Source organism: Nonomuraea sp. NPDC001699 (assembly GCF_053596455.1).
Genome location: NZ_JBSFGF010000007.1, coordinates 329,095 through 340,904, shown reverse-complemented (window position 1 = coordinate 340,904; position 11,810 = coordinate 329,095). Strand labels below are relative to the sequence as shown.

11 protein-coding genes are annotated in these 11,810 nt (G+C 72.7%); 5 read left to right on the top strand and 6 right to left on the bottom strand.

Going from position 1 to position 11,810, the window contains the following annotated elements:
* Positions 1-14: 14 nt before the first annotated feature.
* The 4 genes from ACWCSU_RS23335 to ACWCSU_RS23320 form a co-directional block, all read right to left on the bottom strand.
* A complete protein-coding gene (locus ACWCSU_RS23335; protein ID WP_357704895.1) occupies positions 15-608 on the bottom strand; it encodes a GTP-binding protein in 594 nt (197 codons plus the stop codon).
* 247 nt (positions 609-855) lie between these two features.
* Positions 856-1,722, bottom strand: a complete 867-nt coding sequence (locus ACWCSU_RS23330) for a terpene synthase family protein (protein ID WP_449937402.1) — start codon at positions 1,720-1,722, stop codon at positions 856-858.
* 211 nt (positions 1,723-1,933) lie between these two features.
* Positions 1,934-2,701 (bottom strand): protein phosphatase 2C domain-containing protein, encoded by a 768-nt coding sequence (locus ACWCSU_RS23325; RefSeq protein ID WP_449937400.1) that lies wholly within the window; start codon positions 2,699-2,701, stop codon positions 1,934-1,936.
* Positions 2,702-2,706: 5 nt separating this feature from the next.
* Complete coding sequence (locus tag ACWCSU_RS23320) at positions 2,707-3,822, bottom strand: M24 family metallopeptidase (protein ID WP_357704889.1); 1,116 nt, start codon at positions 3,820-3,822, stop codon at positions 2,707-2,709.
* A gap of 176 nt (positions 3,823-3,998) precedes the next feature.
* On the opposite strand from ACWCSU_RS23320, the gene ACWCSU_RS23315 reads away from it, so the two are divergent.
* Together ACWCSU_RS23315 and ACWCSU_RS23310 are read left to right on the top strand one after the other, a co-directional pair.
* The gene (locus ACWCSU_RS23315; protein WP_364088419.1) at positions 3,999-5,246 is read left to right on the top strand and encodes a PP2C family protein-serine/threonine phosphatase; all 1,248 of its coding nucleotides are present in this window, start codon (positions 3,999-4,001) and stop codon (positions 5,244-5,246) included.
* Positions 5,247-5,256: 10 nt separating this feature from the next.
* Positions 5,257-6,150: a 5'-3' exonuclease gene (locus ACWCSU_RS23310; protein WP_357704951.1), complete on the top strand. Its 894-nt coding sequence runs from the start codon at positions 5,257-5,259 to the stop codon at positions 6,148-6,150.
* Here the strand turns inward: ACWCSU_RS23310 and menD are convergent.
* Positions 6,140-7,801 (bottom strand): 2-succinyl-5-enolpyruvyl-6-hydroxy-3-cyclohexene-1-carboxylic-acid synthase, encoded by a 1,662-nt coding sequence (menD, locus tag ACWCSU_RS23305; RefSeq protein WP_357704885.1) that lies wholly within the window; start codon positions 7,799-7,801, stop codon positions 6,140-6,142. The genes ACWCSU_RS23310 and menD overlap by 11 nt on opposite strands.
* Entirely contained in the window at positions 7,798-8,691 is an 894-nt protein-coding gene (locus ACWCSU_RS23300) for an o-succinylbenzoate synthase (RefSeq protein ID WP_449937647.1), read from the bottom strand. The genes menD and ACWCSU_RS23300 overlap by 4 nt, the downstream gene beginning before the upstream one ends.
* 82 nt (positions 8,692-8,773) lie before the next feature.
* On the opposite strand from ACWCSU_RS23300, the gene ACWCSU_RS23295 reads away from it, so the two are divergent.
* From ACWCSU_RS23295 to ACWCSU_RS23285, 3 genes are all read left to right on the top strand, one after another.
* Entirely contained in the window at positions 8,774-9,919 is a 1,146-nt protein-coding gene (locus ACWCSU_RS23295) for an AMP-binding protein (protein ID WP_449937397.1), read from the top strand.
* A gap of 44 nt (positions 9,920-9,963) precedes the next feature.
* Positions 9,964-10,278, top strand: coding sequence for a hypothetical protein (locus tag ACWCSU_RS23290; RefSeq protein WP_449937395.1), 315 nt, complete (start codon positions 9,964-9,966; stop codon positions 10,276-10,278).
* 173 nt (positions 10,279-10,451) lie between these two features.
* Positions 10,452-11,777, top strand: coding sequence for an RNA polymerase sigma factor (locus ACWCSU_RS23285; protein ID WP_364088408.1), 1,326 nt, complete (start codon positions 10,452-10,454; stop codon positions 11,775-11,777).
* Positions 11,778-11,810: the final 33 nt, after the last annotated feature.

Here is an 11,810-nt window from a genome sequence, read left to right as displayed (position 1 = left end):
GTAGCCGGTGATGGTCACGACATGGTCCCGACGGGAGCGACCCCTCGGTTCATCGCGTGCTCGACCAGGGTGATGAGCACCTGGCGGCCGGAGTCGCGCCTGCGGGCGTCGCACAGCACGATGGGGACGTCCGGCTCCAGCCCGATGGCCGAGCGCACCTCGCCGACGGTGAAGGGCCTGGTGCCGTCGAAGCAGTTGAGCGCGATGATGAACGGCTGCTCGCGCTTCTCGAAGTAGTCGACCGCCGGGAAGCAGTCGGCCAGGCGGCGGGTGTCGGCCAGCACCACGGCGCCCAGCGCGCCCATGGCCAGCTCGTCCCACACGAACCAGAAACGTTCCTGGCCCGGGGTGCCGAACAGGTAGAGCATGTAGTCGTCGCGGATGGTGATGCGGCCGAAGTCCATCGCGACGGTCGTGGTGAGCTTGCGCTCGACGCCCGACAGGTCGTCGACGTGCGTGCCGACGTGGGTGAGCGCCTCTTCCGTGCGCAGCGGGCGGGTCTCGGAGACGGCGCCCACCATGGTGGTCTTGCCCGCGCCGAATCCGCCGGCGATCAAGATCTTGATCGCGGTCGGCAGCCGCCAACGGTCGACGCGACCGAATTCCATCCAGCACCGCCCGTACAGGTCCCGCGCACGTGCGGCCTTCGCGCTTGGTCAGTGTCATCTGTCAAGACGTGTGGTGAAGGCCGTTCGACGTGCCTGGCATCGAGCCACCCTAGCAACGCCACATTTTCCACTCAAGGTACAAACTTTTACAAGGAACAAAATGTCACGATTTATCGCCGCTAGTCCTATAAATCGCCTACGCCTTGCGCGGCGGTCAAGGGACTTGTCAGCTTATTCGACGGGATCGTTAGGTAGCGGGGTCGAAGTCCGAAATACCGGTGAAGCCGGCATTGAAGCCGATCCGTCGGCGCAGGTAGGCGGCCGTACGCGGGCTGCATCCGCGCAGCGTCTCGATCAGGCCGCTCGCCTCGCGGGCCAGGCCGGCCATCGCGTCGGCGACCTCGCCGCCGGCGACCCCGAGCGCGAGCGCGTTGAGGTCCCCCCAGCTCAGGTCCCTGCGGTAGGAGGCGAGGTCGCCGAGCAGGTGCAGGTAGCGCTGGACCCGGCGGCTGACCGCCCACAGCTCGTCCAGGTGACCCGTGGTCCAGCCGTCGCCGGTGTAGATCCAGTGGGACAGGTCCACGAAGCAGGAGCCGCGGCTGTCGGCGTTGTCGAGGTAGCGCTCCAGCGTGGGCACCGCCCGCGTGTCCCGCCACACCCAGGCCCTGGCCATCCCGGACAGCGTCCTGGCCAGCTGGTCGCGCCAGAGCCGCTGGGCCACGCCGAACCCCTCGGCGGTGGCCAGCTCGTCACGCAGGTCGGCCAGGAAGCGGGTGACCGGCGAGCGCGGCACCGCGCCGCCGGCGACCGCCAGGCACTCGCCCGTCAGCCGGTCGACCTGCTCGCGGGTGGTGGCGGCATGGTCCACCAGGCGGTCGACGGCCAGCACCCACAGGGCGCTCCGGTTGACCGCCCTCAGCCCGCCCGCGCCGGCCCAGGGGGCACTGAAGGCGGTGGCCAGGGTCAGGGCCTGGTAGAACTCGGCGTCGAAGGCCGCGCCGGGGAACAGGCCGTCGTACAGCTGGGCGCAGCGCCGCAGATCCCTGCCGCACTCGGCGGCCAGGGCGCAGGTGCGGCCGAGCCTGAACGCCTCGTCCAGCTCCTCGCCGGGCACCCTAGGGCCACCCGCACGGTACGCAGCTCATGGGCGACGCCCCCCCAACGGCCGGACGAATGCACCTGCCGGAGAATTGTTTCATGATCACGTAAGGCCGATCAAGGCGTCCCCGCCCTCACCCGCCCACCCCACCGATACCCACGAACGCCCTCCTGCCCTCGCACCCCCCTCCTGGGACGCCAACTCACGGCAGACAGGTGGGAGGCGGTCAGGGGGTGGGCGGGAAGGCGGCCCAGAGGGCGGTGGCGTCGTCGTGTCGTTTGCCGCGCACCGCTCCCCGCTCGACCTCCAGCCCCCGCACGGCCGCGATGAGCGCCCCCGGCCCCCCGCCGGTCAGCTCGGCCAGCACGGACTCCCAGCTCCACCCGTACCACTCCACGAGCCGGGTCACCCCGTCGGTGAACAGCCCGGCCCCCAGCAGCCCGGACGCCTCCACGACCCCGCTGACCGCCTGCCCGGCGGCCTCGGGACGGGTGGAGGCCACCCAGAACCCGCCCTCGGCGTTGCGCATGCGCCGCACCAGCTCCGGCGAGTACGGCCGCCCGCCCGGCAGCCGCTCGACCCGGTCGTCGCCGATGACCTCGGCCCCGCCGCCGGCCCGCGCGAGGACGACCGGGGAGTCACCCAGCACCAGGTACTCCACCACTCCCGCGCCGAAGCGCAGCATGGCCACGGTCGCGGACGGCGAGTCGGGGTCGCCCAGGTCGCACGTGCCGGAGTGGGCGCCCATGGTGACGGAGATGGCCTCGGCCAGGATCTCGCCCAGCGACGAGCGCCCGTCGGCGGCCAGCCCGGCCGCCAGCGCCCCGCCGAGCCGCCCGACCAGCCACGCGACGTCGTGGGCGCACCCGCCGCCGGCCCCGGGCGCCGCCGTGGCCCCGTCGAGCACGACCGCCCACGAGGGCCCGGCCACCGCCAGGTCCTCGTTGGGGTGCGCCGACCCGGGGCGGGTGGCGTACCTGACCTCGGTGAACACGACCGTTACGGCTGGACGATCACCAGCTCGCGCGGCGTGTTGTTCAGCCGCTCGCCGCCGGTCTCGGTGCACACGACGATGTCCTCGATCCGGGCGCCGTGGCGGCCGGGCAGGTAGATGCCGGGCTCGACGGAGAAGGCGAACCCGGCCTCCATCGGCTCGTCGTTGCCCGAGACGATGTAGGGCTCCTCGTGCGTCTCGATGCCGATGCCGTGGCCGGTGCGGTGGATGAAGTAGTCGCCGTAGCCCGCCTCGGCGATGACGTCGCGGGCCGCCGCGTCGATCGACTCGCACGACACGCCCGGACGCACCGCGGCGCAGGCGGCGTCCTGGGCCCGGCGCAGCACCTCGTAGTAGGCGGCGAACTCGGCGGGCGGCTCACCCACGCTGTAGGTGCGCGTGGAGTCGGAGCAGTAGCCGTTGTGGAGCTGGCCGCCGATGTCGACCACGACCGGCTCGCCGGCCTGGATCACCCGGTCGGACACGTCGTGGTGGGGACTGGCGCCGTTGGGCCCTGAGGCGACGATGACGAAGTCGACCGTGGCGTGGCCGGCGGCCAGGATCGCCTCGGCGATGTCGCGGCCCACCTCGCGCTCGGTACGGCCGGCGCGCAGCAGATCGGGCACCTGCCGGTGGACCGCGTCGATGGCCTCGCCCGCCTCGCGCAGGGCCGCCACCTCGGCCGGGGACTTGCGCATGCGCAGGTCGCGCAGCACCGTGCCGGCCAGCACCTGCTCGGCCTCCGGCAGCACCTCGCGGAAGCGCAGCGACGACATCGCCCACATGCGGTCGGCCAGGCCCACCTTGGCCACCCGGCCCAGCCGGGAGGCGGCGATGCGGTAGGGGTCGTCGGTCTCGTCCCAGGCCACGAACTCCAGCCCGAGCCGGGCGGCGGGCGAGGCCTGCGCGGCCGGCAGCTCCAGCCGGGGCACCATCATGTACGCCTCCCCCGAGGCGGGCACCACGAGGCAGGTCAGCCGCTCCAGCGGCTTGGCGTCGTAGCCGCTGACATAGCGCAGGTCGGGCCCGGGGGTGAGCAGCAGGGCGTCGAGACCGGCCTTGGCGGTGGCCTCCTGAGCGGCGGCAAGACGGGACACGGGATACAGGTCTGAGGACGTCACGAGCCAAATCTACTCGGACGGCCGGCGGCCTCACTCCAGCAGGCCGCTTGTCCGCCGAGGGCTAAAATCCGCGAAAACTTCTCACAACAAGAGAGCCCATGGCTACACTCCGTTGCACGTTGATCACGTATTGTGGGGTCAATTGTCCAGTTCCACTGCACTTTGAGAGTGAGGCCATGGTCGACTTCGCAGGCGCGGCAGAGCTGGTCAGGCAGGGAGCGCCGCACGGGCGGGCGCGCGGGGCCGGCGCTGAGCTGCTGGCCGTCCGGCTCGCCCACGCCGAGCGGCTGGGCAACATGGGCTGGGCCGAGTGGAACCTGCGCACCGGGGCGGCGCTCTGGTCCGACCAGGTCTACGCGATCTTCGGAAGGGACCGCGAGGAGGGGCCGCTGTCCCTTCCCGACCTGGCCGTCATGGTGGAGCCCGCCGACCTCGACGCGCTCGACCGGCTGCTGTGGCAGGTGGTGGAGGGCGTCGAGGCCGTGCACGCGGAGTTCCGCGTCCGGCGCGGCACGGGCGAGCTGCGCGACCTGCGCGTCGTGCTCGAACCGCTGATGTCCGCCGGCGGCCCGGTCGGCATGCACGGCGTCATCCAGGACATCACCGGCCGCCGCAGGGCCGAGCGCATGATGTCGGAGTCGCGCCGCCAGCTCCTGGAGGCCCGCGAGCAGGCGGCCGAGGAGCGCAACGTGATGCTGGCGCTGCGCGAGGCGATCCTGCCCGCGCCCACCGGCTGCCTCGACCTGCCGGGGGCCCGGATCGCCGTCCGCTACGTGCCGGCCGAGAAGACCGCGAGCCTGGGCGGCGACTGGTTCGAGGCCGCGACCACGCCCGACGGCCGCCTGCTGCTGGCCATCGGCGACGTGTCGGGCCACGGCCTGCCCGCCATCGCCCACATGGCCCACCTGCGCCACGCGCTCGTCGGCCTGACCATGACCGGCCGGCCCGCCGACCGCCTGCTGTCCTGGCTCAACGACCTGGTGCTCCACCAGCTCAAGGACACCACCGCCACGGCCGTCATCGGCCACCTCGACCCCGGCACGCTGCTGTTCACCTGGGGCCAGGCGGGCAACCTCGACCCCATCCTGGTGCGCGACGGCCGGGCGACCCCGCTGGGCAGGCCGCGGGGCGTGCTGCTCGGCGCGGTCTCCGGGCGGCCCTACGAGCTGGCCCACACCCGGCTGCGGCCCGGCGACCTGCTGCTGATGTTCACCGACGGGCTGGTCGAGCGGCGTACACGCGACATCGACGTCGGCCGGGAGCTGGTCCTGGCCGCCGCCGCCGGTCTGTCCGCCCACGACCTGGAGGCGGGGCTCGACCGCCTCCTGGCCGACATCGGCGGGCCCAACCCCGAGGACGACGCGTGCCTGCTGGCCGTCGCCGTCCCGGAGCCGGACGGGAGGGCGGCGGGAGTGCGACCATAGACGGGTGCTCATGCTTCTGGACACACCGTCCCTCTACTTCCGCGCCTTCTACGGCATCCCGGAGTCGATCAAGGCGCCCGACGGCTCCCCGGTCAACGCGGTGCGCGGCCTCATCGACATGATCGCCACCCTGGTCCGCCGGCACTCCCCGGCCGCGCTCGCCGCGACCATGGACGCCGACTGGCGGCCCGCCTTCAGGGTGGCGGCGATCCCGACGTACAAGGCGCACCGGGTGGCCCACGGCGACGCCGAGGAGGTGCCCGAGGCGCTGGTGCCGCAGATCGCCGTGATCAACGAGGTCCTCGACGCCGTGGGCATCGCCCGTCCCGAGTCGCCCGGCTTCGAGGCCGACGACGTGATCGGCACCCTCACCCACCAGGCCGAGGGCGCCGTCGAGATCGTCACCGGCGACCGCGACCTGTTCCAGCTCGTCGACGACTCGCGCCCGGTCCGCGTCCTGTACACCGCGCGCGGCATCCGCAACCTGCAGTTCGTGGACGAGGCGTTCGTCACCGCCAAGTACGGCATCCCCGGCCGCGCCTACGCCGACTTCGCCACCCTGCGCGGCGACCCCAGCGACGGCCTGCCCGGTGTGCCCGGCGTCGGCGAGAAGACGGCGGCGGCCCTGATCACCCGGTTCGGCTCGCTCGCCGCGCTGCTGGAGGCGCTCGACTCCGGCGTCACCGAGGGGTTCCCGGCCGGCAGCCGCAACCGCCTGGCCGCCGCCCGCGACTACCTCGACGCCGCGCCGGCCGTGGTCGAGGTGGCCTCCGAGGCGCCGCTGCCCGCCGCCGACCTGACGTTGCCGGACAAGCCGCGCGACCCGGAGGCCCTGGTGGCCCTGGCCGACCGCTACGGGCTCGACAGCCCGCTCAACCGCCTGCTGGAGGCGCTCAGGAGTTGAGGAACTCCCGCACGGCGTCCTGGGCCGCCTCGCGCAGGCGGCCGTGCACGGCCGCGTTCTCCTCGCGGTCGGTGCGCACCTCCACCACCCGCGGCCCCTCGCCGCGCATCGCCTTGGGCAGGTCGCCGACGTCCCCGAGCAGCGTGTACGGCGTCCCGGTCGCGGCGGCGGCGTAGGCCAGGTCCACGCCGTGCGGCGTGCCGAAGACCCGTTCGAACGAGTCGCGCACCGTCGCCTGCGGCAGCAGCGAGAAGATGCCGCCGCCGTCGTTGTTGACGACGACCAGGCACAGGTCGGGCCGGGGCTCGCGCGGGCCGAGGATCAGCCCGTTCTGGTCGTGCAGGAACGACAGGTCGCCGAGCAGCGCGTACGAGGGTCCGTTGTGCGCCAGCGCGGCCCCCATGGCCGTGGACACCAGCCCGTCGATGCCGGAGGCGCCCCGGTTGGCCATCAGCCTGATCCCGCGCCGCGGCCGCATGGTCTGGTCGAGGTCCCTGATCGGCATCGAGGAGCCGCAGAACAGCAGCGCGCCGTTGGGCAGCGCGTCGACCAGGTCGCGGGCCAGGCGCGGCTCGGTGGTGCCGGAGACGTCCAGGACGGCGTCGAGGCCCGCCCGGACGGCCGCGTCGGCCTGCCGCCAGGCGTGCAGCCAGCTGTCGTCGCCGGAGGCGACCGGGATCTCCACGGCCTGCGCGACCTGCGTGGCCGATCGGGTCGGGTCGGGCCAGCGGTCGAGGTCGGGAGCGACCACGATGTGCTCCTCGGCCCGCTTCAGCCACGACAGCAGCGGGCGCGACAGTCCGGGGCGACCCAGCGTGACGACCACGTCGGGGCGGTGGGAGTCGGCGAACTCGGGGGTGCCGAGCAGGTAGTGGTAGCTGGAGATGGAGTGGTCGCCGTAGCGGGCGCCGCCGTTGGGCTCCGACAGCACCGGCCAGCCCGCCATGCCTGCGGCGGCCACGTACCGCCGGACGTTGGCCGCGCCGTCGCCGACGACGAGCACGCCGCGCCGGGTGGGCGGGATGTGCAGGGCGATGGGCGGGGGCGCGACGCGGGCCCGCACCCAGGGGCCGTTCGCGCCGCCGTCGAGCGCCTCGGACCAGCTCGTGTCGCCGTCGGGGATCAGCGGCTCCCTGAAGGCCATGTTGAGGTGCACCGGGCCGGGGTTGGCCGGGCCGGAGGCGCGCTGGTAGGCGCGGCAGGCCAGCGAACGCCAGTAGGCGACCATGCCAGGACGGTCTTCGGGCACGCCGACCTCGGCGAACCAGCGGGTGGCGGTGCCGTACAGCTTGACCTGGTCGATCGTCTGGTTGGCGCCGGTGCCGCGCAGCTCGGGCGGGCGGTCGGCGGTCAGGACGAGCAGCGGCACGCCCGACTCGTTCGCCTCGATCACCGCCGGGTGGAAGTTGGCCGCGGCCGTGCCGGAGGAGCAGATCAGCGCCACCGGCCGCTCGGAGCGCTTGGCCAGGCCGAGCGCCAGGAAGGAGGCCGAGCGCTCGTCGACGCGCACGTGCAGGCGCACCCGCGACTCGGCGTGCAGCGCCAGGGCGAGGGGGGCCGAGCGCGAGCCGGGCGCGAGCACCACGTCGGTCAGGCCACAGCGCACCAGCTCGTCCACGAGCACCGTGGCCAGCGCGGTTGCGGGATTCAACGTGACGCCTCCTGCATCCGGCGAAGCCACTGGGGAGATTCGATCTCAAATTCCGACAAATGCTGAAAATTCACCGACGGGCGTCGTACCGGGAGCCAGCCGTCCACGGGCGTCAGCGAGTCCTCCACCACGTCGCCCGTCAGCAGCGACATCGTGCCGAGCCCGCACGCGTACGGCAGCGACGGCAGCGCCGCCGCCAGCGCGACCCCCGCCGCCAGCCCCACGGACGTCTCCACGGCGCTGGAGACCACGGCCGGCAGCCCGCAGGACTCCACCACCCGCAGCGCGGCGCGCACCCCGCCCAGCGGCTGCACCTTGACCACCGCGATGTCGGCCGCCTCGGCCGCCCTGACCCGCAGCGGGTCCTCGGCGCGCCGGATCGACTCGTCGGCCGCGATCGGCACGTCGACCGCCCTGCGCACCGCCGCCAGCTCCTCCAGCGTCGCGCACGGCTGCTCGGCGTACTCCAGGCCGAACCGGTCGAGGCGCTTGAGCCGGGTGACGGCCTCGTCGACCTCCCAGGCGCCGTTGACATCGATCCTCAGCAGCCCGGACGGCCCCAGCGCGTCGCGCACCGCCTCCACCCTGGCCAGGTCGTCGGTGAACGTCTGGCCGCGCTCGGCCACCTTGACCTTCGCCGTGCCGCAGCCCGAGCGTCTCACCAGCTCATGGGCCTGCCCGGCGTCGACCGCCGGGACGGTGGCGTTGACCGGGACGCGGTCGCGCACCGGCTCCGGCCACCCCTCGAAGGCGGCCTCGCGGGCGCACGCCAGCCAGCGGGCGCACTCGCGCGGGCCGTACTCGGGGAACGGGGAGAACTCCCCCCAGCCCGCCGGACCGTGCAGCAGCACGCCTTCTCTGACGGTCTGCCCGCGAAACCGCGTCCGCATCGGAATCCGGAAGACCACGGGAGAACGCGTCACGACCCTACCCTGCACCTGTGTCCGACCTGTCGCCATTAACCTTACGAGCATGTGGAGGAACCCGTCGCATCCGGACCGTCCGCTGCATGCCATTGTGCAGCCTCCGGGACCCGGCCTTTTCACCGCGATCCGCGACGCGCTCTCCGGCGACGGCCCCGCCGTCCTGCCGCTCCAGCCGGGCCACGAGCACCAGGTCCTCCAGGCACTGCGCCCCACGCACGTCGACGGCGAGCCGCGGCCCGGCGGCGCCGGCGTCCCGGACGACGTGGCGGTCGTGATCGCCACCAGCGGCAGCACCGGCGTCCCCAAGGGCGTGCAGTTGTCGGCGTCCGCGCTGCGCGCCTCGGCGTCGGCGTCGCTGAGCAGGATCGGGGCCGGCGAGGGCGACCGGTGGTTGTGCTGCCTGCCCGTCTCCCACGTCTCGGGGCTGCAGGTGCTGGTCCGCGCCCTGCTGTCGGGCAGTGAGCCGATCATCCACCCCGCCTTCGACATGCGGGCCGTGCTGTCCTCCGGCGCCGACCACGTCTCCCTGGTGCCGACGCAGCTCCACCGGCTGGTCGAGGCGGGCGCGGACCTGTCGGTGTTCCGCACGATCCTGCTCGGCGGCGCGGCGCCCCGGTCGGGGCTGGTCGAGCGGGCCGTGGAGCTCGGCGCGCGGGTGGTCACCACGTACGGGATGAGCGAGACATGCGGCGGCTGCGTCTACGACGGCGAGCCCCTTTACGATGTAGATCTCAAAATCGGCGAGGACGGCCTGATCAGGATCGCCGGGCCGGTGCTCTTCTCTGGCTACCGCTTCGCCGGCCAGACGCCGCTCGACGGCGACTGGTTCGTCACCTCCGACCTCGGCGAGCTGAGCGACGGCCGGCTGCGCGTCCTCGGCCGGGCCGACGACGTCGTCAACACCGGCGGCGAGAAGGTCGTGGCCGCCGTGGTGACCGCGGTGCTCGGCGCGCACCCCGAGATCGCCGACGTGGCCGTGGCCGGCCTGCCCGACCCGGAGTGGGGTGAGGCGGTCACCGCGTTCGTGGTGCCGTCCGACCCGGCCGCGCCGCCCACGCTGGCCGAGTTGCGCGCCTTCTGCCGCGACCGGCTGCCCGCCCACGCCGCCCCGCGCGGCCTGCGCCTTCTCCCCCGCCTGCCGCTGCTGCCCAACGGCAAGACCGATCTCGTACGGCTGCGTACAGGAACCTGACGCGCCGCGGCTGCGTCATAACGGGGAGAAGGAAGGGAGCCTTCATGAACCAGACCCGCAAGATGTGGGCGTCCGTGATCGTCGTCGGCGTGATCGTCGTCGGTGGCGCGTCGGTCGCGGCGGCCGCCTCGGCGGGCAGGCTCGACGCGGTCGCGAGGAAGACCCAGGCCGAGATCGAGCAGGCGCCGCCGACCGGCCGGCCGATCCCCGCGCCCGACCGCACCGAGGGCATCGTGGTCTCCACGGAGGTCAACCCCGACCCGCGCGAGGTCATCGACTACTGGACCGGCAACCGCATGGAGGAGGCCGAGCCGATGCCCATGCCCGAGGCGACCGGAAGCTTCGAGGTGGCGGAGTAGGTTTCCGCCTTCCCGAGGGGTGGCGCGCCCTGCGGGCGTTCCGCCCCTTTTTCATCACCCCGGGAACAAATAGCGATGAATGGCGTTATTGATACTGGTGCGCCGTGCGGAGTGACCACCGCCCCACCACAAACTGCCTGATCGCTTCGACTCCGTACGGAGGAGGTGTCCTCATGCCCAGAACCGCCGTGGCGACCCCGCCCGCGTCTCTCGACCAGCTCATTGAACGAGGGCGAGCCCAGGGTCACCTTTCTCTGGCGGAGCTGCGTGACGCGTTCGCCGAGGCCGGCATCAGCCCCTCTGAAGGCCGCACGATCCTGCGCGAGCTGTCGGAGGCCGGTGTGAGCCTGGCCGCCGAGAACGAGCCGTCCCTGGCCAAGACCGCTGCCAAGAAGACCACCCAGAAGAGCGCTCCGAAGCCGAGGAAGGCTTCTGGGGCAAAGGCTACCGGCCGTACCGCCGCCGAGGCAAAAAACCCGGCGGACGGCAAGCCGGAACACGAGGAGGACGTGGCCCCCGACGACCTCGAACTGACCGCCGAGGACGTCGAGATCGAGAACGACGCCAATGACCTGGACGACAACCAGTCCGTCATGGGCGACTCGGTGCACACGTACCTGAAGTCGATCGGCCGCCGGACGCTGCTCACCGCCGCCCAGGAGGTCGAGCTGGCCCGCCGGATCGAGGCCGGCCTGTACGCCGAGTACAAGCTGGACTCCGACCCCGACGTGCCGTCGTCCGTACGCGACGACCTGCACCTGGTCATCGAGGACGGCCGGCAGGCCAAGGACCACATGCTGGAGGCCAACCTGCGGCTGGTGGTCTCGGTGGCCAAGAAGTACACCGACCGCGGCATGTCCCTGCTGGACGTCGTCCAGGAGGGCAACCTGGGGCTGATCAGGGCCGTGGAGAAGTTCGACTACACCAAGGGCTTCAAGTTCTCCACCTACGCCATGTGGTGGATCCGGCAGGCCATCCAGCGCGGCTTCGCCGACTCCGCCCGGACGATCCGGCTGCCCGTGCACGTGCTGGAGATGCTCTCCAAGCTGTCGCGGGTCGAGCGTGACATGCACCAGAGGCTGGGCCGCGAGCCCACGCCCGAGGAGCTGGCCGTCGAGCTCGACAGGACGCCGGACCAGATCGAGGAGCTGCTGCGCACCAGCCGCCAGCCGATCTCGCTGAACGCGACCATCGGCGAGGACGGCGAGACCACGATCGGCGACCTCATCGAGGACGTCGACTCGCCGGAGGCGTCGGAGATCGTCGACCGCCAGCTGCTGGGCGACCAGCTGCGCGGCGTGCTCGACAACCTCTCGCCCCGCGAGGCGAAGATCATGGCCCTGCGGTTCGGCCTGGTGGACGGCAAGCCGCACACCCTGGACGAGATCGGCAAGCACCTCGGCCTGACCCGCGAGCGCATCCGCCAGCTGGAGAAGGAGTCGCTCTCCAAGCTGCGCCACCCGAGCAACACCCGCCCCCTGCTCGACTGGGCCAGCTGACCCACGACCGCCCCCGGCGCCTGCCCACAGAGC

Coding starts and splice junctions, on each gene's coding strand:
- ACWCSU_RS23315 (WP_364088419.1), top strand. CDS start 3,999: ATGGTCGACTTCGCAGGCGCGGCAGAGCTGGTCAGGCAGGGAGCGCCG.
- ACWCSU_RS23300 (WP_449937647.1), bottom strand. CDS start 8,691: ATGCGGACGCGGTTTCGCGGGCAGACCGTCAGAGAAGGCGTGCTGCTG.
- ACWCSU_RS23290 (WP_449937395.1), top strand. CDS start 9,964: ATGAACCAGACCCGCAAGATGTGGGCGTCCGTGATCGTCGTCGGCGTG.
- ACWCSU_RS23335 (WP_357704895.1), bottom strand. CDS start 608: ATGGAATTCGGTCGCGTCGACCGTTGGCGGCTGCCGACCGCGATCAAG.
- ACWCSU_RS23310 (WP_357704951.1), top strand. CDS start 5,257: ATGCTTCTGGACACACCGTCCCTCTACTTCCGCGCCTTCTACGGCATC.
- ACWCSU_RS23295 (WP_449937397.1), top strand. CDS start 8,774: ATGTGGAGGAACCCGTCGCATCCGGACCGTCCGCTGCATGCCATTGTG.
- ACWCSU_RS23285 (WP_364088408.1), top strand. CDS start 10,452: ATGCCCAGAACCGCCGTGGCGACCCCGCCCGCGTCTCTCGACCAGCTC.